The sequence below is a fragment of the Photobacterium pectinilyticum genome (genome assembly GCF_024357955.1).
Classification (GTDB): Bacteria; Pseudomonadota; Gammaproteobacteria; order Enterobacterales; family Vibrionaceae; genus Photobacterium; species Photobacterium pectinilyticum.
The window spans coordinates 17,262-40,607 of sequence record NZ_JANEYT010000032.1; the positions used below are offsets into that span (position 1 = coordinate 17,262).

Here is a 23,346-nt window from a genome sequence, read left to right on the forward strand (position 1 = left end):
ACGTTTGTGGGTATTTTCATTGCTGAGAACCACTATCAGTGTCTTCGCTAATCGGCCTAATCTAAAGGAAACGAACATGAAATAAGTGGATTGATCATTTGCCAAGGCGAGGCAGGATTAAATATGAAGGTCTCTTATGGGTAGCGGAACGAAATATGTCTCTAATAAGCCAGATGAAAAGGGCGTGGTTCACTGGGATTGTTCAGAGGACTTAGTTTGGCACGATTTGATACAACGGCAATTGGCGTGTATAGAAGGTCGTGCATGCCAAGCTTACATTGATGGGTTGGAATTGTTGGATTTACCTCAGGAGCGTCCCCCTCAGCTATCGGATATTAATGAGGTATTGCAGTCAACCACGGGGTGGAAATGTGTTGCTGTGCCTGCGCTGATTAATTTTGATCGTTTTTTTGCGCTGCTTGCCAATAAACAATTTCCTGTTGCTACTTTTTTGCGCCGAAGAGAAGAGTTTGACTACCTACAAGAACCCGACTTCTTCCACGAAATCTTCGGCCATTGTGCGATGTTGACCAACCCAGCTTTTGCTGCGTTTACTCATACTTACGGAAATTTGGGAGCAAAAGCAAATTCTGCACAAAGGGTGTATTTAGCAAGGCTATACTGGTTTACAGTTGAATTTGGATTATTGGAGCAGCTAGACGGTTTGCGGATATATGGTGGTGGTATCCTATCATCGCCGGGTGAGACACAATACTCACTAACAGGAAAAAGGGTATCAGGCGCAAGCTCGGCTAGTGATCAAGGTGTGGCGATAGATGAAACAAGGCCTCTCTATAAGTCATTTGATCCGGTTGACATCATGCGTACACCTTATCGTATCGATATTATGCAGCCGCTCTACTTTATTCTGGAAGACATTAATAAGCTCTACGAATTGGCGCACCAAGATATTATGTCAATGGTGGCCCAAGCACAAAAATTGGGGTTACATGCGCCTCTGTTCGATACAAAAATCAAGGAAGTGAGTTAAGGGGAACTGATGACAGAACTATTTGAACAACAGTGCGAAGCGTGTCATGCCGGGGCACCAAAAGTCACAGAGAATGAAAAAATCGCTTTATTGGCAACCTTGCCTGAGTGGCAGGCGATCGACGTGGCTGGTGTCGAGCAGTTGGAGCGTCAATTTACCTTCAAAAATTTCAAGTTGGCTTGGGCGTTTACCGACAAGGTTGCGGCACTGGCCGAAGAAGAATTCCATCATCCTGAAATCACACTGGAGTGGGGCAAGGTTAAAGTTCGCTGGTGGAGCCACTCAGCCAAGGGGCTTCATAAGAATGATTTTATCTGTGCGGCAAAAACAGATCAGCTATTGAATGCAGACTAGCCTAGGGAGTGTTGACTGTTGAACGTCACACGACCCAATAAACCCTCTTATTTCAGAGAAGCACCTTAATAAACCGGGTGCTTTTTCTGTTATGTGCTAATAACTTAAATATGAGATATGAACTTAAGTGGAGTAATATAATGCTCTCTTACAGGACAGCCTTGCAAATCAACAAGGCAGATTGAGGTACAAATGGGTGAACCACAACAACGACAAGCACTAGTCGGCTGTGAAGAGTGTGGATTAGTGGTTGCGTTGCCAGAGCTCAAAGACGATGAGAAGTCGGTTTGTCCAAGGTGCCACCACACATTGGTTAAACGTATTGCTCAGCCATTTCAGAGACCCTTGTCTTATGGCTTGGCCAGCCTGGTCATGCTGGTTGCCAGCATCAGTTTCCCTTTTATGTCTTTCAGCGTGCAGGGGATAAGTCAGGAAATCACCTTGATGCACTCTGCCGAAATGCTCAGTGTTTTCCAAAACAGCCTGCTGGCTTTATTGCTGTTATTAACGGTATTGGTTTTACCGGCATTGTATTTACTTTCTCTGCTTTATTTATATTTCCTGGCAGATCAAAGGCTAAAACAATCTGACAAACAACCAATAGCGTTGTGGGAAAAGCGATTATGCCGGTTAATGATACGTATTGAGCCATGGTTGATGGTCGACGTCTTTCTGATTGGAGTATTGGTCAGCCTGATTAAAATTGCGTCATTGGCTGATATTGGTTTGGGCATGTCCTTTTGGGCGTTTTGTTTGTACACCATGCTGGTAGTGAAATGTGTGTCGATGGCTGATCGTACTTGGCTGTGGTTACAATTTTTACCACTTAAACCACATGATGGTGTTAAAGCTGGAGATTGTCATAACAGCCATAATCATATTAGCTGCCATGTCTGCTCTCAATTGAATCCGTTAACTGAAGAGAAACATGCGCGCTGCATTCGCTGCCATGGCCGTCTTCACCCCTATGAACCGCAACAGATGTTACAGCGATCATGGGCATTACTTATCGCGTCGGCAATCTTTTTTATTCCAGCCAATCTGTATCCCATGATGTATACGGTTAGTTTAGGCAAGGCGGAAGGTTCGACCATACTTGGAGGGGTAGTGCTATTGTGGCAATTAAAATCCTATCCGATTGCCGCGGTGATTTTTATTGCGAGTGTCGTGATCCCACTGGCCAAGATTATAACACTAACTTGGCTGTATATTATGGCAGGAAAGGGCGGTAGTTCAGATGAAAAGAAAGCCGTACAAAAGCTGAAGGTATATCGAATTACAGAATTTATTGGCCGTTGGTCGATGATTGATATTTTTGTTGTGGCGATTTTGGTGGCCTTGGTTCAACTTCAGAACTTGATGGCGATCTATCCTGGCCCGGCGGCTTTATCTTTTGCCGGTGTTGTTCTGTTGACCATGATGTCGGCAATGACTTTTGATCCACGCGTGTTTTGGCCCAAGGATTCGGCGTTTGTCTCACCCGCAGGCTATGTGAACGATAAAAAAGAGAAGAATAGTTATGAGTGACCCCTCACCTCCGCAGGCTAAGAAAGAAGCCATAAAGCAAATATCCTCTATATGGTTGGTACCTGTCATTGCTGTTGGGATTGGTATTTGGATGTTGTTCCAGTTTATTACCAGCCAAGGCCCTGAGATTGTGTTGAAAATCGACACCGCCGAAGGGATAGAAGTCGGTAAAACTGAAATCAAAGCGTTGAATGTCAAAGTCGGTGTAGTGACAGACGTGATATTGAATGAAGATTACAGTGCGATTGAGGTTACCGCCCAAATGGACAAAGACGCGGCCCGTATGCTCAAGGTTGATACCCTGTTTTGGGTCGTGAAACCGCGTATTGGTAAATCAGGGGTGTCGGGGTTAGATACGTTGTTATCGGGTGCTTATATACAGCTGCAGCCGGGGAAAAGTGATGAAGAGCAACGTACTTTTGATGTGTTGGATATTCCGCCTGTAGCACCGCCAGATGCCAAAGGGCTACGTCTGGTTCTCACTCACAATGAAGCGGGTAAATTAGGCATCGGTGATCCGGTACTTTATGAGGGCTTTACGGTAGGCCGGGTTGAAAACGTTTCTTTTGATACGGAAAGCAAAAAAGCCCATTACCAATTATTTATTTTTGAGCCGTACAACAGCCTTATTCGAAAGAAAACCCGTTTTTGGCTGACATCCGGAGTGGATCTTCAGATGTCTGCAGAAGGTTTCAGCCTGAAAATTGGCTCAATAGAATCGTTAATCACCGGTGGTGTGAGCTTTAGAGTGCCTAGAGGGCGAGAGGCTGGTGAGCTCATCACTAAGCAGAAATCCAAATTCCGCTTATACAATAATCTTAAGCAAGTACGAGAGCGCTTTTATGAAGACTACCTCGAATATGTGATGTTGTTTAATGAGTCTGTGCGTGGCTTGCAAGTGGGGGCTCCAGTTGAGTATCGCGGTATACGAATTGGTACAGTTAACAAAGTGCCGCTCGATATGCTTCATAGTGATAAAAATTTCTCCAACAAAGAAATTCCTGTGTTGGTGCGTATTGAGTTGGACAGGGTGAAGTCGCATGTGCATTACGACAATCTCGACATGTTAAAATCGAGCCTAAAAGAGGAATTCGAATATGGTTTGCGTGCATCCTTGAAAACTGCGAACTTGTTGACTGGTGCATTGTTAATTGATGTCAGTCTTTTTGCTGACGAGAAACGCTATATACGCCAGCGCTATGGTGACTACGACGTATTTCCGACGAAAGCGGGAGGCTTTGCCCAAATTCAAAAAGAAATTGCTTCAATGTTGAAAAAGCTCAATGAGCTGCCTGTTGAAGATACCTTGTTAACTCTGAACAAAACTCTGGAAACGTCGCAGCAGACGTTGCGAGCGGCAGAAAAAGTAGCAACAGAGCTCAATAGCCTGCTTGCACAGAAAGATACCAAGGCAATTCCAGGAGAAATTCGAGGAAGTTTGCAGCAAATCCAAGATACCCTCGACAGTTATGGTACTGATGGAACGACCTATCAGAATTTGGATCAGGCATTAATACAGTTCGAGCAAGTCATGACCGAGCTGCAGCCCGTATTGCGACAGATAAACGAGAAGCCCAATTCACTTATTTTTAGTGGTGAAAAAGTTGCCGATCCAACCCCAGTCGGAGGACGTCAATAATGTACAAAGGAATTTTTATGGCGCTAGTCCTGACGGCGGGGGCTGGGTGTAGTTCAACGGAGCCGGTGACGAAAACGTATCTGCTCCCTAATCAAAACAGCGAGTTAACCATGGCGTTTGCCAACAAGCATCAACCAGTGGTGATTGTTCGACCTGTTGAGGTTGCAGAGCACTTAGCGGGAACTGGGTTGGTTTATCAAACCAGTGCAACGGAGGTGGTACAGGCGCAGCAGAATCTATGGGCTGAGAGTCTTTCTCGCCAGTTAACCCGTATCATTACCGAAGACTTACGGCAGAAACAATCCAAGTATTGGTTTGATGAGTTAACGCCTGCGGTTAACAGTAGTACGTTGCCCAAGCTTCAGGTGAAATTTACCCAGTTCAACGGGCATTATACGGGGTTAGCACAGCTGAGCGGACAATGGTTGTTAATTGATAAACAAGGTGAAACTTTGGCTAGGCAGCCATTTTTCATCCAAGTGCCTCTAGAGCAAGATGGTTATGATGCTCAAGTAACGGCGCTTTCTGAAGGGGTGACGCGATTAACTAACCAGATCAGCCAAAGTATTAATGGGCTTACATTTTAAGCCTGTTTGATCAGTGTTAGGATTATTTTTTATCGGTAGAAAAGAGCCCTCACAATGAGGGCTCTATTGCAGTTGTGGTCCTATCCTCAGTGAGCTTAACGCTGACCATGTCGGTAATAGCCGTTGATCCAGCACTCTGGTAATTCTTCACCGGAAGGGAAGGCCAAGCTCTGTTTGTCGATGGCGACAGGATCAGCCAAGTCTTCACCTGATTGATATTGCACTTTGACATGCGAGGAAAATGGGTTGACCAAAGAAGACATGTCGATGACGTCAACTAAATCACCAGTGCGTGACTCTTTTAGAAACATCACAAATCTCCAAAATATATTGAATTAATGACGATAATAACCATCAGTAGCCATTATGTTTTGGTATAAGTATGGCTGATTTTACGCGCTTTGCAGAGCATGTGTGAAAACCAGACTGATGGGGATAGCTATGGGCAAGTATTATTGGGGCGTTGACCTTGGCGGCACGAAGATTGAGTGTGCTGTAATGCAATATGATGATGACCACTGTGTGCTGCGCAAACGTCTCCCCACCGAAGGCGAGAAAGGGTACCAGCATGTATTGGGGCAGATCAGAAAGCTGATTGATCTATGCGTTCAAGACGTTGGTGAATCCCCCCAAACGGTCGGCTTCGGTACGCCCGGTACCTTAGACCCGGCGACCGGTACCATGAAAAACTGCAACTCGACTCACCTAAATGGTCAAGCTCTGGATAAAGACTTGGAATCTTTACTCGGCTTCCCTGTGCGTCTAGCCAATGATGCTAACTGTTTTGCTTTGGCTGAAGCAAGGCTAGGTGTCGTTCAAGATATAAAACCTGATGCTGAGGTTGTATTCGGGATCATCATGGGAACAGGGGTCGGAAGCGGTATCGTCGTTAACGGTAAGGTGCTTAATGGTTGCCACGGTATTGCCGGCGAGTGGGGGCATAATGTGCTGGAGGTAAATGGTGCCCCTTGTTATTGCGGCAAGCAAGGATGTGTCGAAACGGTTATGTCAGGAAAAGGGTTGGAGCGCTTCTATCGGGAGCAAAGTGATTCAGGCGATAAGTGTTCATTGAGTTTACCTGAAATTGTGGTACTGGCAGAGCAGGGAAATGGGTTGGCACAAACAACACTGGAGCGGTTACATAATTATTTTGGTCTTGCTGTTGCTTCGATTATCAATGTGTTGGATCCGGATGTGATCGTAGTGGGGGGCGGAGTGGGTAATATAGACTCTCTTTATACTAAAGGTAGAGATGCGATTTTACCTCATCTGTTTAACCCCGAACTAAACACAGTGTTGGCTAAACCGGCGTTGGGCGACAGTGCTGGGGTCTTTGGTGCTGCGATGCTCGTGAAGTAGTGTCATTCAATAAATGTGCTTATACCAACCTACATGAATATTTGATCAGCCTTGTAGGTTAAAATCGCTGTTCTCTGCGTTAGATATTTTGTAATGAGAGCCACTAATTACTGCAATATCTGCCTTGATAACAACGATTTTTCCAGTGCAAATACTTGATCAACGACTTATCCAGATTGGTATTATGAGGGGGCATTCAGGTACAAAGAGAAGAAGCGTCTCAGACCATGGCCATGACCGAGGACGCTTCTTTATTCGGGCTGCCAAAGTGCCCTTAGTGACCGTTAGAAGATGAAATTGAGCATTAAGGTATAAAGCTGAGCGTCTTTGTCTTCATTATATAAAATAGGAGGTGAGATAAATTGCCCACTATTTCCATCGTTATAGTCTTTACGGTTCATATAGATACCCTGCCATTCGGCGTTGAGTGACACTGTGTGGGTTAAATCATAACGAACACCAGCAGTGACGCTATTGGTCTTTCTGCGGTCGTGGCTTTCTCCATAAACTAGGTAAGGGGTGAACTTGTTGATGTTATACGCTGCACTGACATACCAGTTGGTTTGTACATCGTCTGTTTGCACTTCTGACATAAATAGCCAGTCATCCATCGAGTATTCACCACCTAGGGTGTAAATATTCAGTGTTTCCTTGTCTGAATTTGGTCTAGGAGACACTATGTATTTTGAGTTCATATAGCCAAAATGAACACGATAGTTAAAGCCGCTAACTTCGGCAGATAAGCCTACCATATAGTCAGACTTGAACGTTAATCGACGGCCACTGATATTAAGTGTGCTGTCGTTTTCTAAACCATAGAAAGGGCTAAACCTCACCACGGTCTCGTCATTGAACTCCCATAGCCATGAAGCACTCGCCCCTTCAAAGGATGTAAAGCCAAGAATACTGTCATACACCTCTTGTGGTGGGCGTGCCCATGGGTAAGCCTGACCAACATAGAAGTACTCTGAAACAAGGAAAAGAGGAATACGTAATTTACCTGCCCGTACAGAGAACTGGCTGAATTCGTAATTTAAGTAAGCCCACTCCAACTCAGGGCTGGACCAATGATCTTGAGGGCGCTTAACGACTTGAACAGAGGCTTTTAAATCATCAATGATGGATAGGTCGGCTTGTAGTCCGAAGATGGTATCGCAGTCATAACAGGTGTTGTCGGTTATTTCGCGGTTTACAAATAAAGGAGCACTGTTGTCCGACTTTGTGATTGAGGTTGAGCCAAAACCACTGATTGAGAAATTATCCGTTACTTGTATTGTAGCCATACTGGTTAAAGGGGATACAAGCAGAGCGACTGCGAGTAATGATTTCTGAGTCATACCTTACTCTCCTTGTAAGACGGTAATGAGTATATTGGCATTTTCAGGAACGGCACTAACAGGCGCGTACGCTATGCCGTTAGGGTTATCGTTTAGCCACTCAATGATATCTCGGATGTCATCGCTGCTAAGCTCTTCTGGTGGGGTGCCTTTCCCTGAAAATGATAGGCTTGCCCAATAGCCATTCATCTGCGACACCGACTTTCCCAATAACATATTGTAGAACTCTTCCCGGTGTATCGATTTTTCTGGTAAATCCACCAATACAATTTTGATGCTACCGTTAAGTTTTTTGGTTTTTCCCTTATACAGCATCCTAGCCTTACTTTTGGTAAGTGCAGGGATATCACTATTTAATGAAAAAACAGCAAACTCGATATCTTTAGTATTGTCGTCGCCATAGGCTGGCAATGTTATTATTGGCAATAGTGTCAATAATAATGTGAAAGACAATAAGTTTTTTAAAGTCAATCCTTTGATCATTGATTTAGTTCCATCATTCGTTCCCATACCTGCTATAAATGTTAGTAGACATTGACGTTAGTACAAATATACAAAATTGGATTTTTTGATCAAGGTGAGGTTATGGGGCTGCTTAATCGGTTTTCGATAAAATTTAGGCTGATTTCTCTTGTTGTTCTGCCACTTACATTTTCTGGTTTGTTTGCTGTGATAGAGATTTCAGGCTTATTTGATAAGGTCTCTTCATTAAATACATTAATGGCAAGGATGGAATTGCTGAAAGCGAATTCACAGTTTTCGAATGTAATCCATGAATTAAAAATAAATAAGCTTTCTGGTACTGAAAATAATGAAACAGCAAATCTTTCTCTTGAACAGGCATCACACTATTCAGCGTTAATTCCAAAAGCATTCCCAAATGTTGATTCCACCGAGCAACTATCTTCCAGTGCTGAAATGAAAGATTTGATCGCCGAGTATGAATTTGTCGAACCGCTAGATATTAATGATTGGTCTGATTGGGGGTTTGATCTCCTTATACATAATTTGGTATCGCTTGAAAGGGCGCCGCTGAATGTGGCTGATCCCAATATTGAGCAAAAGCTATCAGTTTTGTACCAACTTCAATGGTTACAACTTTGGGCTCAGCAGGAAAACTGGTATATCCGTATCATTGCCAATCAACCAGAACAAGCGGAAGAGTACAAGGAACAATTAGATACGATAATCGAAAGGCAGCAATTGATCATCGAAAGGTATTTATCCGTCAACGCCACGCCAACACAGATTGAACTACTCCGAACAATATTTGCAAACCCCGTTTTTGCCACAAGTTACCAATTACGCGCAAGTATCTTTTCAAATTCATTTTCTGGATTTACCCAAAGCGATTCGTTTTCAGCATTGGATCAACGATATACATTGATTCAGTTTGTGGTGACTAGTATTAGTCGCGAATTAGCCCAAGATATACAGAACAGTATCAGTCAATCTAAGAGGTTGATTTGGTTATATTCTTTTGTGATTTCGCTTTCTGTCGTAATGATGATTTGGCTTGGGGTAAACTTAATCAGACGCATAGGCTCATATCTACACCGGGTTCTCAAATCAATGTCATTGTTGGAAACCAGCAGCAATGATCATTCCGCTGCCAAAATTAAGGTTGATGGGAAGGATGAGTTTACGATCTTCAGTCATCAGTTAAATGGCATGATTGAGGAGCGAATTGAAAATCATAACAAGCTGATTGTTGCCAAAGACGAAGCTGAAAAAGCCAACTTAGCGAAAAGTTCTTTTTTGGCGAATATGTCTCATGAAATACGCACTCCGCTTAACGGCATTATTGGTATGTCCGGTATTTTAGCCGATACAGACTTGTCACCCTCACAAATCGAGTACTTACAGACCATTGAAACGTCTTCTCAGACCTTGCTGCTACTTATCAATGATATTTTGGATTTATCAAAAATAGAATCGGGTAACTTGATATTGGCTGCGAGCGAAAGCAGGGTTGATGAGGTTGCATACGATACGATGACCGTTGTACTTGCTAAGGCTGCAGCCAGCAAACTTAACCTCGACGTGAAATTAGCCCCAGGCTTGCCGTCGATGGTTATTTTGGATGAGCACCGTTTACGGCAAGTATTGATGAACTTGGCGTCGAATGCCGTGAAGTTTACCCAAGAGGGTGGGGTGACTCTAGAGATCGATTGTATCCAGCACCAGGATGGTCGTGCCCAGCTTAACTTCTCCATGATAGATACAGGTATTGGTATTGAGAAAGACAAGCAAGCGCAGGTGTTTGCACCATTTATTCAGGAAGATAGCTCCATTACACGTCAATTCGGAGGTACAGGGTTAGGTTTAGCTATCTGTCGTCAGTTAGTTGAACTCATGGGGGGGCAATTAGCCCTAGAGTCAGAAAAAGGGGTTGGTAGTCGCTTTTACTTCAGCCTAGACGTAGAAGTATGCGAAACACATGATAGTTCGTTGAATGCCTTGAAAGCCCTAAGGGGGTTAGTACTTGGGGCTAATAAGAGCGCGAAGTACCGAGTGGATAGTGAGTGTAAAGCATTGGGGATGCAAGTGCAGTCAGCTGATGTTGCTGATCTATCAGACAAGCAGGAAAACGATTTTGATGTCATTTTTTACTGTCAGCAGAATATTAAGCAAACCACGTATGATCTTGGCTTGATTAAATCACTGATGCCGAAATTGAATATCATACTGTGCATAGACCACCGTGATGAACAACATGATTTCGGTAATCTGATATCGGGTATTGTAACCCTGCCTTTCTTTGGTAAGCGTTTAGTTAAGACGATTAACAGAGCCCTTGTGGCGAAAAAAGCGGATTCTTCGAACCAACGAGCAGACTTTGTTGCAGAAGAACAAACGGCGTCAAATACACTTGGAGTTGGCAGCATTCCATCGAATCATACTCAATCTGTTCAAGCTCCCGGCGTTGAGGCATCAGATTCTGATAAGCCTCGGGTTCTGATCGTTGAGGATAACGCTGTTAACCAAAAAGTCGCGAGTTTGTTTTTGAAGAAAGCGGGTTATCAATTTGATATAGCAAACAACGGGCAAGAGGCCGTGGATAAGGTGAAAGACGGTAATAGATACTATGCCATTTTAATGGACTGTATGATGCCTGTTATGGACGGCTTTACCGCGACACAGGCTATCCGTGAGTTGGAAAAAGAAACAGGCCAGCCAAGCCTGCATATTATCGCCCTTACTGCCAGTGTGCTCGATGACGACATTTCGAAGTGTTATGAAGTAGGCATGAATGATTATGTTGCCAAACCATTTAAAAAAGACACTTTGTTAGAGAAACTGGAGACGTTTAAACAGACTGAAGGGGTTGAAGACCAAGCGGTATAACTGAATTTGACGTAATTATCCCGCTGGCTTGTAAGAGATCTCTCACAAAGTAGTGAGATTTTTATATTTATGCATGCCAGCGTTTTTTTTTGCTAATTGTTGAATACTTTTAAATCAAGCTCTTATAGGTGTTTTGTTGTATAGGGATGAAGTGGACATAAAAAATGTGATCTTTGACGGTTGTTTAGAATCTCAGTTCACGTAATCTTAACTGCGTCGGAAGGAACTGACGGAACGGAACAGGAAAGAGGCCAAGGATGTTGGCACCCTCAGGATGAGGGCGGTGAATCAGGATGATTTATCGAACAGGGACTGTGAAGGGAATATCGAACGGAAACGATACAGTAAGTAGGATACTTACTAGTCAGGACGACAGAAATGGACCACTTCAGGATGAAGTTAGGGACACCTCCAGGATGGAGAAGAGAGTCGAGACAGGAAGAATCGACGGGTCAAGGCGAGACCAATAGGACATGTCCAGGACGGATATAAAAGGGAAGCGCTGAAGGATACAGCTTTATCATGGAGTGATGCAGGGAGCACTATAGTAGCCGGATTGCTGCATGTAAGACCAAAGGGCGCGACGAAAGTCGCGCCCGCTCTTTTTTTGTATCTAAAAATGCTATTGAGCCAGCGCTGTTGGCTTGGTTCGCAAACTCACCATCAACATGTAAATGGCTGTTGTAAGTAGCACCGCAAAGAAAAAACCAGTCAACCCCGTTTCTGTATGCATCAAGTAATTCGCCGCAACTGGACCAAAAGCCGAACCCACACTGTAACTAAACAGCATAATTTGCGTAGCAGACACAATCGAAGCCGATTCTAACCCGTCACAAGCTAGCGTAATCGCAATCGGATATAGCGCAAATGCCGACATACCCAGCAGAGCCAAAGCCATCACTTGAACTCCGTAGCTGTTATCTAGGTGAACTAAGCCCATGGCAAATACGCCTAACAGGCTCACCAATGCCAGCAGCAGTGTCTTCGGTATTCGACAGGACAACTTACTAAGCACAGGCTGAATACTCATACCACCTAATACTGTTGCTGCCAATAAACTACCTACCTGCTCTAGATTGCTGGTTGCTGCTCTTAGTGCTAGTGGCAATAAACCATAGATAGAGCCCATTACAATACCCGACACAAGACAGCCAATTAATGCTGGTTTGCTGAGTGCCAGGATTTGCTGCAAGCTTAAGCTAACATGCTCCTCTTGGGCTGGGTTTGCTTGCTTGGCGGTCATTGCTGGAATCATGGCGACTAGAAGTAAAGTGACCGTAGCAATAAATGGCAAAGATCCACTGGCACCAATTAAACCAATACCGAACTGACCTACCGTGGTACCGCCATACAATGCTGTCATATACAGGCCGAGGTTCTTCGCCCGCTCTTCTTTGCTATCGCCAATCAGTAGCCATGATTCAATGACGACAAAGATCCCGGCAACCGCAAAACCTGCGACAAACCGGCTTGCCATCCACAGGCCAAGCGTTGAAGTCAGCCCCATGAAAGCAACAGAAGCAGCAAGGATTGCAACGAACCCCATAAATGCTATTCGGTGTCCTACTTTTTTAATCACGGCAGCAAGCAAGCCGAAATAATATATGCTTGCTAGCCAACCTGCTGCGGCATTCGGTATGTGGTGGTTAACCAAAGTTAGAGGCAACACACTCATAAAATACCCTGAGGCAACGGCAAAAATAGTCAGACCTAATATTGGAACCCAAACTGGACTCTTAACAGGCGTTGTAGCGTGCTCAATCACTACAGTGATCTCCAAAAGCAAAGTTAATACTTACCGTTTAAAAGAGGTAAACGGCAGAAAGGTGAAATACCCAAGCGATTTTTAGACATTTGGGAACAGTTGGGTTTATAGCTGTTCGTGCAATGATCTCGGCAGAGAAAAGCCGCAAGAATTTTCGTTGGTCGGGAATATGGCGATAAAAGGTCAATGAGTAAAATGACTAATTCTAATGTGAAAAGCCACTCAGATTCATCTGGCTAATGCGGGGTATTTATTACTTTGTTTGGTAATGTTAAGTGAACTCTTTATAATCATTTGTTTTATTTTTAATTTATTGAAAAAATTTGATTTTAATGTTTAGTTTTCAAAGTTTAATTGTCAGTATGAATCGCTAAATCATTAGAGTGCTAACTAATTCGATGTTAACCATTTTATTACGTATTTGAATGATTAAAAGATGATATTTTTATTGTCTAGGTGAATATGTCGCTCTTTAGCGGTTTGAGGCTATGTTACAGCTTGGTGCAAGTCTTCACATTACTGGGGCAACGATAGTGACTTCGTATACATAAAGTATTGATTTTAAATAGGCCAAAAAATGGCAAGAATTGTGCTTTATCTAACAGGCAATCTGAAACTATTTATAATGAGGATGGTTGCTGCCGATGGTACATATCCCCATGGAGCGTCAAGGTGCTTGGGTATATCACATCTTTTCAGGTACTACTCTCAGTAGCGGGGGAGTAGTACTTTTTTTGTTTGACGTCTTGAGTTTTTATGAATCTGGGCTGTTGCGTACTCGTAGATACCGTGCAAAGCGAGGAATCCCACTGTCAGTAAAACCATTGAAACGGTAATGAATAATTGAACCCAGAGGAGGTGGCGACTGCCTGTCATGGTCGCTAAAGCCTGTACCAATTTTAAATTTCTTATTTTCAGGTGTAACGACCCAGACTGCTCCCATCTGCCCATGATATTTACCTTTGCCTGGTTCATACCCTACAACGACAGCTTCACTATCTTGGTAGGTTTTCAGTTTTATGAGTTGGTTATTACGTCCCGGCTGGTACAGGTTGTCTTTGCGGTGCAGCATAACACCTTCACCATTTTTGGCCTCGATAGTATCTTGCAGGTGCTCTAATTCAGAGACATGGGTGATTTCGTATTGTGGTACCAATTGTATGTGTGGTTGATTTATGGATTGGATATGCATCTCAAGGGTTTTCAGCCTAGCTTCAAATGGTGTGGTCATGGAAGGAGAATCAAAAACCATGAATTTTACTTTCTGCCATTCTTTCTCGTTGGGTTGCTGGTCGCGAACGATACTGCTGACCAATTGAAACTGCTGATGGCCAACCCATAGTTCTCCTTCTAACCATATGTTATTGGGTAAGGCATCAATAAACCACAGTGGGGCAATGATTGGGTTACCTTGGCGGGTGACCAGTGATGTACCGGTCCAAATGGCTCTTATCCCATCCAGTTTCTCACTGGCAAAGTAATGTTGTAGCTGGTCTTTGATGTCATTATTAAACGCTAAGGTTTCTATATTCATACTGCTAGCGTGCATTAGCTCTTGGCTTATTGCGGTTGAAGCGAACACCGGATTAAAAGGGCTGATTGCAAATAAGATCATTGATGACAAAGAGCTCAGTTGTATGCGTGGCGGGAAAAGAGGAGGATTCATTGTTTGTGGCCTTATTAAGTGCGAAATAATAACCGAAACAATAGAGGTGGATAGTGCACTGACAAAAATATCATTGGTGATAGGCGCTTTGATATACGACGCATCAAGCATTTTTGACACCCCCAAAGTAGAGGTGTCAGTTTTTTTGTGAAGTGCCACCCTGTTTGGGTATGCCGATCATTATTTGCTGTTTTGTGATATTTTGTTGCATCCTGACATGGTAGGAATAGAATTGGACGTTTGTGCTTTTTGATAAAGAATTACGACTTAGCCATGTCAAATATCCAGCCTACGACTTTCTCTTTCCAGTGCCATGCTTTTTTCCTTCGAAAAGGGGTGACACTTTCACCACGAACCTATTTCATCCATGCAATGAGCTTTATGGCGTTGGGTTTGTTTTCCTCACTTCTCATCGGCTCGATATTGAATACAGTTGGGATCAAATTTGCCATCCCTTTGTTTACAGATACCCTTTGGCCATTGGCGCAGCAAATGACAGGACCAGCAATCGCTGTTGCTGTGGCCTATGCCCTAAAAGCGCCACCGTTGGTAATGTTTTCTGTAACAACGGTTGGAGCCGCTGGGGCAATGCTAGGTGGCCCTGTCGGGGCATTTGTGTCGGCATTGATTGCAATTGAGCTTGGTAAATTGGTCGCGAATGAAACCAAAGTCGATATACTGGTTACGCCCGCGATTACCATGGTGAGTGGCGTCATGGTCGGAACCTTAATTGGGCCATATATCGGACAGTTCATGACTTCGCTTGGTGATCTCATCATGTCAGCCACACTTTTACAGCCATTTTTGATGGGAGTCGCTGTGGCTGTTTTGATGGGGATGGCGTTAACTCTCCCGATCAGCAGTGCTGCAATCGCCATTATGCTAAGCCTAAACGGCCTTGCCGCTGGAGCGGCGACGGTCGGATGCTGTGCTCAAATGGTTGGGTTTGCGGTCATGAGTTTCCGGGAAAACCGTTGGGCTGGAGTAATGGCGCAGGGGTTAGGAACCTCTATGCTGCAAATGCCGAATATTATTAAGAATTATAAAGTATGGATCCCAACTATTTTGACTTCAGCTATTCTTGGGCCAATCGCAACGACTATATTTGAATTAGAGAATACACCTCTCGGCGCCGGTATGGGAACATCTGGTTTTGTTGGTCAAATACAGAGTTTTATTGCCCTTGAAGGGGCTAACTGGGACAGCATGACGATGTACAGCGTTATACTATTGATGCACTTTGTGCTCCCTGCGATACTGACATTGGCATTTTCTGAGTTGTTCAGAAAGGCGGGATGGATCAAACCTGGTGATCTGACGTTGAATTTACAGTAGTCCTATATATCTCAAGTAACTTAACAGCACCCAAGTTATTTAGGTATATATAAATTTGTTAAAATTTGATTTAAGTCTGACATTGGTTTTCTCTATACTGGTAGTTTACCTCTTAGTACTAAAGGGGCTTACTTCCCCCTAGTCTATAGGTTGATGGCGTACAAGGCTGTATTGCTACTCAGTAAAGGGAATATTTACCGAACTTTATGGATATTGTGATATGGCATCTTGGAAATTATCATTAGTCGCAGGGTTGGTGGTTGGTGGGTTGTTGACAACCGCTGTTTGGCACCGCTCGCCTAGCCCGAGCCCAGAAGAGTTCGCAGAACTTCAAATAAAAAACAAACAATTGACGACTGAAAAAGCGGCCGTTGAATTGAAGCTAGAGCAGCATCAAACACAAAGCGCTCTTGAGATTGAGCAGTTACGCACCGAATTGAAAGCAACACAGCAAGTGATTGACGATCAGAAAATACAATTCGAGAAGCAAATCGCGGCGCTAACAACTGAACAGAAAACGCTGGTGGTGAAGAAGAAAAAACTTGATACCCAGGTTGTTAAGCTCACCAGTACTGCTGAACAACAAAAAGCGGTGTTGAATAATTCCAAGGTTTTGTATCAGCAGCAGTTGGAGCTGCAGAAGCAAATCAATGCGGCCAAGCTCGACGTCAAGAAAGCACAGCAGGTAGCGGCTGAGTTTAAACAAGCTTGTGATGAGTTTAAATCAGGAACCGGTTGGAATTGGGTATCGCAAGCTGATTGTGATAAGTACGATGCCAGGCTTAAAGTCGTTGAAGATGAGCAAGCCCAGCTTGCCGCACTTGAGCAAGAGCTGGATTCATTGAATCAGCGGATTGAAATCGAAATCCCAAGACCAAAATAATGTATAGAAAGAGGCGAGCTAAGGCTCGCCTCTTTTTTTGGAGTGTCTATGGATAATCTTTTTGCCGCAATTCCGTCATCGTTACCTGATGAGTTGTTTGAAGATATTGTTAATACGGATTCGGTGAGGGTTGAGCGTATAGTCTCTCGTGGCCATGTGACTCCCGAAGGGGATTGGTACGATCAAGAGGAATGTGAATGGGTTATGGTGATGAAGGGGGGCGCTACAATCTTGTTTGAAGAGGGGATGCGTGAGGTTCGCATGGAGCCCGGTGATCACCTTAATATCCCGGCCCACCAACGTCACCGAGTATCATGGACTGACCCAGCTCAGGATACAATATGGCTTGCGGTGTTTTATTCAGGGCATTGATATCACTATAAGCGGGATAGTCATCTGTGATGATATTCGGCTATGACTGTGTAAGTTAATAATGGGGCATCGAAATACCCCGAGTTAACTTTTAGTTTTAATTGCGCTTAATCGCTCAATTCAAATGAGAATGTTTTTGCTAATGCTTCTGGATAGTCTCGCTCATGGGCGAGCTGTATAGCATATCGTTCGACATCTATTGCAGAAAGTGACCGCGTCACAGGGAAGCACTGCTCAATGACTACTTCGTTACTTGGTGAGCGAAGCAGCTCTTCAGATTGTAATTTCTCAACAATACTGTTTGCAGCTGAAAGTGCTGAAGAGGCTTTGACAATCTCGGCGCGGGCATAACGCTGACCTGCAAAGGAGACATCAGCGGCGCGTAGGGTGATGTCGTCCCCGGGTATTTGCTGAGCACCAAAAAGTGGTTTCCCACCTACGCTGGCTGTTTTGTAGTTAGGGACAAAACGTGACATGTGTTTAATCGCACGGGATGAGCGGATGTCGATTTCGCTTTTGTCCCAACCAGACTTTATTTTTCGGATGAAGGTATTTGCAAGTTTTGGTTGTGCGCTGCTAGGTGTACTCTTTGCGAGGCCTTGCTTGAATAGGGTGATCTCTTCAGTCATGCCATGCAGCTGAAAATACCCATCAGGATATGGAGTAAGCTGCGCCATACCGTCCGGTGTACCTCGCTCACCATGGAAGATCACTTCAGGCCAAAAACCTTGGCTATCCGGCCATTGGGTTACATAGGCGGCTTTGAATTCTACCAAGCGATTTCGTTTTTGTTTTGCCATGTCATCAATTTCACCAGTTTGAAAACCACACGCATTGACTAGGTAGTCGACTTGGCTACGGCGAGTGATGTGATCCTGCTGAGAATTGTCGTACTGCTGGTATTCAATTAGCCAAGATTGATCGGCTTGCTGCTCTACATGAGTCACCTTGCTTTGGGTATGTACTTGGCTAGTGTTTAATTTGTCTAATGCAAGGTTAGCTGTTGCCGCTAAACGGAAGACACTCCAACCGTATTCCTGTACCAAAACCAATGGGTACTTAAACTGGTCTAGTTCGAGGTTTTTAGCGACTGGGATCATCCAATCATCAAAGCGTATCGGTTGAGCGGGCATTGGTTGCGATGATAAAGCCTGTAAATCTTCTTTGTCATAGAGTTTGAAATACTGATCAGGGTTACCGATAACCCGGTTGGTGGGATCTTCTTTGACTAACTGGCTGTACACTTGTTTTAATTTGCTTAAGCGAGGCAACAAGGCATTTGGGTCGCCGTTATCATGTTTAGGCACTGCTATTACTGTTGGGCGGATATTCACCGTATGGGGAAACACTTTTAGTGAATCAATTGACTGCTGAAGTAGGGCGGTACATTGTTCGTCTGATATTTCACGGTATAGATTACCACCAGCATGAAGGTGGCAGATAGGAGGGCCATTAACAAGACTGGTACCTTCCTCGAAGATCTCTACATTGACTCCCAACTCAGCTAAACGGAGCGCAATAGTTGAGCCTGCTATGCCACCGCCAATAATGCCTACCGAAAAAGAGGTGCGATGAATGTGCGGATTAGCTTGTTCTTTCATATAAATGCGCTTCGTTAAAATACAATGTGTAAGTTACCCGATTCTACTGTGCATAGATCACATTGAAAACCGAAAAAGAATAGGGTCATTAGGATTGATGTTTTTTGTGGTACTTTTCTATGGTTAACCTGTACTTAGCAACACCATTTTAAACAGGCGTATGGACACGAGCATTTTATCAAAGAGTTATAGTGTTATGAGGTGATGAATAACGATAAAAAGCACGTTATCTGCTCTTTTTGTTGAAGAATTTTGTTATCTAAATTTGTACAAAAGCTGTTCTTTGTTCTACACATAATGTGGTAGTGGTAATAATAAAATAAGGACAGTTAGTTATGAATAAAGTCTTCAAAGTTCTCCCGCTTGCACTATTGATATCCGGCGCTGTTCACGCTGCCACAGACAACCCTTGGTATGTGGGCGCACGGGTCGGTGGTACAACGTTCGATAATCTTGACGGGGTCATTAAAGGCCAAAACGCCGATAAGGATGATTGGGGTGGTGGTGTATTTGTTGGTTATAACTTCAACTCTTGGTTTGGGTTAGAAGGTGGTTATACCTACTTAGGTCAAGCCGACTATGGCAGTGATGGGTTTGAAGTTCAAGGTATAGACTTAGTAGGTAAGTTTACCTACGAGATGACTGAATCGTTTGATTTATACGGTAAATTGGGTGGTTTTGTCGCATTTGTCGATAATGACAATGTTAATGACGACAATAACAACTTGGCAGGGACGGCAGGTGTCGGTGTCGAGTACTTCTTCAATAATGACTTATCAGCTCGTGCAGAATACCAGTACTATAACCAGGTAGGTAAAACGGAATCCCCTGGTCAAAGTGATGTGCATTTTTACGGTTTGAGCCTGGTTTACCATTGGGGAGCGCCAGCTCCTGTTCCTGTCATCGAGCCTGAACCAGAGCCAATGCCTGAACCTGTTCCAGAAGTGGTTAAAGTTGAAGCGGTTGGCGCTGCCCTTCCGTTTGCCTTTGACAGTGATGATCTGACTCAGGAAGATATCGACTTACTGCAGCCTGTTGCTCAACAGCTGGTGAAATACCCTGATACTCAACTGTATGTAGTCGGTCATACCGATAGCCGAGGTACATTAGAGTACAACCAGAAGCTGTCTGAAGAGCGTGCAGCGGTTGTTGCAGGCTATGTTGGTCAGTATTTCGGTATCGATAAGAACCGAATTGTTGCCCAGGGCCGTGGTGAGCTAGAGCCTGTAGCCAGCAATGATACTGATGAGGGGCGTGCACAAAACCGTCGTGTGGAAGTGTTTGTTCCTGGGTTCGAAATGAACCAATAACCTCGCACAAGGTTTCAATAAAAAATCCAGCATCTTTCGATGCTGGATTTTTAGTTTTTAACTATTGGTATTATACCGCCTTCATATCAGCGGCTTCTAATTTAGCTTCTGCGGCCTTACAAGCAGCTGCAGTAAAGATAACATCGGTTGAGCTGTTCAGAGCTGTTTCAGCCGAGTCTTGGATAACACCGATGATGAAGCCTACAGCAACAACCTGCATCGCAACATCGTTTGGAATACCGAACAAGCTACATGCCAATGGAATAAGAAGTAGTGAGCCACCGGCAACACCAGATGCTCCGCAAGCTGATACCGCCGCAACAACACTTAGTAGAATCGCTGTTGCAACATCAACCTCAATTCCCATAGTGTGGACAGCGGCGAGCGTTAGTACGGTAATCGTGATTGCCGCACCAGCCATGTTGATGGTAGCGCCCAGAGGAATTGACACAGAGTAAGTGTCTTCATGCAAATCCATATCTTTACAAAGCTGCATGTTTACAGGGATGTTTGCCGCTGAACTACGGGTGAAGAATGCCGTAATACCGCTTTCGCGGATACAGCGAAGAACCAGCGGGTATGGGTTTTGTTTGGTTTTTACAAAAACAATGATTGGGTTAACAACAAAGGCAATCACGGCCATCGAGCCCAATAGCACGGCAAGTAGGTGTCCGTAGCCGAACAGCGCGTCAAATCCTGTTTCAGCGAAGGTATTGGCAACTAAACCGAAAATACCGATAGGCGCCAGACGGATCACAAAGCGAACGATAAGGGTAATGCCGTTAGACACATCGTGGAAAACCTGTTTGGTTGCATCGCTGGCTTGGTGAAGGGCAAAGCCAAGGGCAATGGCCCATGCCAAGATACCAATAAAGTTACCAGACATAAGGGCATTGACTGGGTTATCAACAATCTTGAACAACAACGTATTCAATACTTCGGCAATACCTTCTGGTGGTGTTGCGCCCGTTGCGCCTGTTACCAGAGTTAAAGTGGTCGGGAAAAGGAAACTCATGGTTACAGCTGTCAGTGAAGCCATTAAAGTACCGAAGAGGTACAGCACAATGATTGGCTTCATGTTGGTATGTGCACCTTTCTTCTGATTAGCAATAGAAGAAGCAACCAGAATGAAGACCAAGATTGGAGCAACAGCCTTTAGGGCGCTGACGAATAAACCGCCGAGTAAGCCGGCTTTAACGGCTGAAGCGGGGGCGAGGAGTGCAAGAAGAACACCGGCGACAATACCAATAAGTATTTGTACGACCAGGCTTCCATTTGCAACTCGGGCTAGAAAGGGTTGTGTTTGATTCATAATACATCCTGCATATTTATAGTTTTGACGCTAAGCATTAAATCTCGTTAGCGATACTTTTTGTAACAGGAATTCTTGCACATTTCCACTATCTATTGAAGAAACTTTTGCTTTACTTGATTTTAACAACTTGTTTCCGCTTATTGTGAAGTCTTTAATTCTATTAGGGGCCTAAAAGGTGGGTTGTTAAGAATGGGAGTTTCAAGCTTGCTCTGGATGTTAAAAAGCCCACCGTAAGGTGGGCCGTGAGGGTAATAAAGTGCTGTTATTGCGGGGTTATTGGTGCAAGAGCACTTGACTTATCGTTTACATTTTCAAAGGTATTTTTATTCAGTTTTTGCATGATTAATAGTGCATCCATCTTGCTGGCTTCTTTTTTCTGGCTTTTATCTTTGCTGTACTCTCGCTGCATGACATTTTGTATGGCCTTGTGCAGCTCGTCATGTAATGGATGGTTAGGGGAGTGCTTTAACCATTGCTGGTAGTAGCTTTGCAATTGAATGGGTTGATCTTGCTCTAACGCTTGAATCATGCCATCCACAGGCGAAAGTGGCTGTTTAGCCTGACCAGATGTAATATTGCGAGGTTGCTGTTTACGCTTGTATTTTTCAAAGAGCAACAATATTAGCGTAGTAAGCCACAGTATGGCTAAACACAAGCTCAGCCATGGCCACCAACCACTGTCTCGAATGATTTCTGTTTGAACGGTGTTTTTTTCAGGTGCCGCGTTATCTGATTGCAAAGCTTGTGGCGGTAAAAAAGCTTGGGTGCTTGGGTCTCCGGGTTGCACATTTAGCACTAAACCATCAATCTTGCTCGTTTCTTGTTTTGACGCCTCTGTGTTCCACCAGTTGATTGATAAAGCTGGCAGCGTGATTTCACCAGCCTGACGAGGAATAATGACTTGTTTTATGGTCATCGAAGTAAATTCATTGTCACTGCCATACACAGGGTTTTCATCATAAACACGAACAGAATCTGGGTATTGCAAGTTGAGGTTGGGTAGGGTGCTTTGCTCGGCATTTTTGATTCGCAATGTAATGGTTCGGCTGATTGGCTCGCCGACTTTCATTTCGTTGACATCTGGTTGCCATTGCTGATCCAATTCAAGTGCCTCAGTCGGCAGCCATAGCCCTTTGTAGTCAGCTGGCTTAGCTAAAACCGATAGGCTCAAGTCATCTGCTTGTTGCTCGAATGGGATTTGAAGTGTGGATCCAAATCCTCGGTTGCCCTTGATAAGGTTCCCGGTAAACTTTGCACCACGCAGTAAGATATCACCGTCTTTGTTGGCCGTAATTTGATAATCACGAGTAATAATGAGATAACGGCGACCATTGAGTACGGTTTCTACCTGTCTGTCCTCTCCAACCTGCTTAACATTGAGGCCATCACCTGAAGGTGCTTGCAGTGCCGCTTGGCTCATCTGCTCACCAATTCGAATTCTTACTGTATAGCGAAAACTTTCACCGACATAGAGTTGGTTTTTGTTACTTTCAGCATCAATCTTTATCTCAGGCTTTGACGGTGTACTTGCTGACTTGTTGGTAGACTTCATTACTGTCATCGTAATCGGATCAGTTTGGCTGGCGCCAATACGAAAGCTGGGAATGGTAAACTCACCAATTTCCTTTGCCGCAACCGCTATCTTCCACTCCGTCTGCCTCGTCACAACACCATTAACAAAGCTGGTACCGCTGCTTACAGACGGTGTGCCGTAATTGAAATGAACATCAAGATTACTGAGATCGAGCGCGTTAGTATTGACGTTGTCATCAACATTGATAGTGAGCTGGAACACTTCGTTAACACCAACAATATTCTTGGAAACTGTTGCAATAGCTTGAGCTGCGAATGAAGGTGATGAAAAGGCCAGAAGCCAGCCCAGAAATAACCCTTTTGACCAATGCTGCCAGCAAAGGGATGAATATCGATAATTGTTAAACATATTTTTAATGATCAT

At 44.1% G+C, this 23,346-nt stretch carries 19 protein-coding genes; 11 read left to right on the top strand and 8 right to left on the bottom strand.

The features are described 5' to 3' along the window. Window positions 1-136 precede the first annotated feature (136 nt). From NHN17_RS14380 to NHN17_RS14400, 5 genes are all read left to right on the top strand, one after another. Window positions 137-991: a phenylalanine 4-monooxygenase gene (locus NHN17_RS14380; protein ID WP_255043259.1), complete on the top strand. Its 855-nt coding sequence runs from the start codon at window positions 137-139 to the stop codon at window positions 989-991. A 9-nt stretch (window positions 992-1,000) separates the two neighbouring features. Then, window positions 1,001-1,345: a 4a-hydroxytetrahydrobiopterin dehydratase gene (locus NHN17_RS14385; RefSeq protein ID WP_255043260.1), complete on the top strand. Its 345-nt coding sequence runs from the start codon at window positions 1,001-1,003 to the stop codon at window positions 1,343-1,345. 192 nt (window positions 1,346-1,537) lie between these two features. Beyond that, on the top strand, window positions 1,538-2,872 hold the full coding sequence (locus tag NHN17_RS14390; RefSeq protein WP_255043261.1) for a paraquat-inducible protein A: 1,335 nt from the start codon (window positions 1,538-1,540) through the stop codon (window positions 2,870-2,872). Next, the gene (gene pqiB / locus NHN17_RS14395; RefSeq protein WP_255043262.1) at window positions 2,865-4,511 is read left to right on the top strand and encodes an intermembrane transport protein PqiB; all 1,647 of its coding nucleotides are present in this window, start codon (window positions 2,865-2,867) and stop codon (window positions 4,509-4,511) included. Before NHN17_RS14390 ends, pqiB begins: the two co-directional genes overlap by 8 nt. Continuing rightward, the gene (locus NHN17_RS14400; RefSeq protein WP_255043263.1) at window positions 4,511-5,098 is read left to right on the top strand and encodes a PqiC family protein; all 588 of its coding nucleotides are present in this window, start codon (window positions 4,511-4,513) and stop codon (window positions 5,096-5,098) included. The genes pqiB and NHN17_RS14400 overlap by 1 nt, the downstream gene beginning before the upstream one ends. A gap of 95 nt (window positions 5,099-5,193) precedes the next feature. On the opposite strand, the gene NHN17_RS14405 is transcribed toward NHN17_RS14400, so the two are convergent. After that, window positions 5,194-5,409: an acetyltransferase gene (locus NHN17_RS14405; protein WP_255043264.1), complete on the bottom strand. Its 216-nt coding sequence runs from the start codon at window positions 5,407-5,409 to the stop codon at window positions 5,194-5,196. A gap of 130 nt (window positions 5,410-5,539) precedes the next feature. On the opposite strand from NHN17_RS14405, the gene NHN17_RS14410 reads away from it, so the two are divergent. Continuing rightward, the gene (locus NHN17_RS14410) at window positions 5,540-6,457 is read left to right on the top strand and encodes an ROK family protein (protein WP_255043265.1); all 918 of its coding nucleotides are present in this window, start codon (window positions 5,540-5,542) and stop codon (window positions 6,455-6,457) included. Between the two features lie 284 nt (window positions 6,458-6,741). Here NHN17_RS14410 and NHN17_RS14415 read toward each other — a convergent pair whose 3' ends face one another. Together NHN17_RS14415 and NHN17_RS14420 are read right to left on the bottom strand one after the other, a co-directional pair. Continuing rightward, window positions 6,742-7,794 carry a porin gene (locus NHN17_RS14415; RefSeq protein WP_255043266.1) on the bottom strand — a complete coding sequence of 351 codons (1,053 nt, stop codon included), beginning with the start codon at window positions 7,792-7,794 and terminating at the stop codon, window positions 6,742-6,744. A gap of 3 nt (window positions 7,795-7,797) precedes the next feature. Next, window positions 7,798-8,277 carry a hypothetical protein gene (locus NHN17_RS14420; protein WP_255043267.1) on the bottom strand — a complete coding sequence of 160 codons (480 nt, stop codon included), beginning with the start codon at window positions 8,275-8,277 and terminating at the stop codon, window positions 7,798-7,800. Between the two features lie 102 nt (window positions 8,278-8,379). Here NHN17_RS14420 and NHN17_RS14425 point away from each other — a divergent pair, with 102 nt between their 5' ends. Beyond that, the gene (locus NHN17_RS14425; protein ID WP_255043268.1) at window positions 8,380-11,142 is read left to right on the top strand and encodes a hybrid sensor histidine kinase/response regulator; all 2,763 of its coding nucleotides are present in this window, start codon (window positions 8,380-8,382) and stop codon (window positions 11,140-11,142) included. 622 nt (window positions 11,143-11,764) lie between these two features. Here the strand turns inward: NHN17_RS14425 and NHN17_RS14430 are convergent. Further along, a complete protein-coding gene (locus NHN17_RS14430) occupies window positions 11,765-12,907 on the bottom strand; it encodes an MFS transporter (protein ID WP_255043269.1) in 1,143 nt (380 codons plus the stop codon). Window positions 12,908-13,661: 754 nt separating this feature from the next. Next, window positions 13,662-14,573 carry a DNA ligase gene (locus tag NHN17_RS14435; RefSeq protein ID WP_255043270.1) on the bottom strand — a complete coding sequence of 304 codons (912 nt, stop codon included), beginning with the start codon at window positions 14,571-14,573 and terminating at the stop codon, window positions 13,662-13,664. Window positions 14,574-14,846: 273 nt separating this feature from the next. Here NHN17_RS14435 and NHN17_RS14440 point away from each other — a divergent pair, with 273 nt between their 5' ends. The 3 genes from NHN17_RS14440 (at window position 14,847) to NHN17_RS14450 (ending at window position 17,163) form a co-directional block, all read left to right on the top strand. Next, the gene (locus tag NHN17_RS14440) at window positions 14,847-15,908 is read left to right on the top strand and encodes a PTS sugar transporter subunit IIC (protein ID WP_255043271.1); all 1,062 of its coding nucleotides are present in this window, start codon (window positions 14,847-14,849) and stop codon (window positions 15,906-15,908) included. 220 nt (window positions 15,909-16,128) lie between these two features. Then, window positions 16,129-16,791, top strand: a complete 663-nt coding sequence (locus NHN17_RS14445; RefSeq protein ID WP_255043272.1) for a chromosome segregation ATPase — start codon at window positions 16,129-16,131, stop codon at window positions 16,789-16,791. A 48-nt stretch (window positions 16,792-16,839) separates the two neighbouring features. Further along, entirely contained in the window at window positions 16,840-17,163 is a 324-nt protein-coding gene (locus NHN17_RS14450) for a cupin domain-containing protein (protein ID WP_255043273.1), read from the top strand. A 107-nt stretch (window positions 17,164-17,270) separates the two neighbouring features. Here the strand turns inward: NHN17_RS14450 and NHN17_RS14455 are convergent, their stop codons facing one another. Then, the gene (locus tag NHN17_RS14455) at window positions 17,271-18,764 is read right to left on the bottom strand and encodes an NAD(P)-binding protein (protein ID WP_255043274.1); all 1,494 of its coding nucleotides are present in this window, start codon (window positions 18,762-18,764) and stop codon (window positions 17,271-17,273) included. Window positions 18,765-19,099: 335 nt separating this feature from the next. Between NHN17_RS14455 and NHN17_RS14460 the strand changes: the two genes are divergently transcribed. Beyond that, on the top strand, window positions 19,100-20,074 hold the full coding sequence (locus tag NHN17_RS14460; protein ID WP_255043275.1) for an OmpA family protein: 975 nt from the start codon (window positions 19,100-19,102) through the stop codon (window positions 20,072-20,074). Window positions 20,075-20,144: 70 nt separating this feature from the next. On the opposite strand, the gene sstT is transcribed toward NHN17_RS14460, so the two are convergent. Next, entirely contained in the window at window positions 20,145-21,386 is a 1,242-nt protein-coding gene (sstT, locus tag NHN17_RS14465; protein WP_255043276.1) for a serine/threonine transporter SstT, read from the bottom strand. A gap of 265 nt (window positions 21,387-21,651) precedes the next feature. Continuing rightward, window positions 21,652-23,346: a BatD family protein gene (locus NHN17_RS14470; protein ID WP_255043278.1), complete on the bottom strand. Its 1,695-nt coding sequence runs from the start codon at window positions 23,344-23,346 to the stop codon at window positions 21,652-21,654.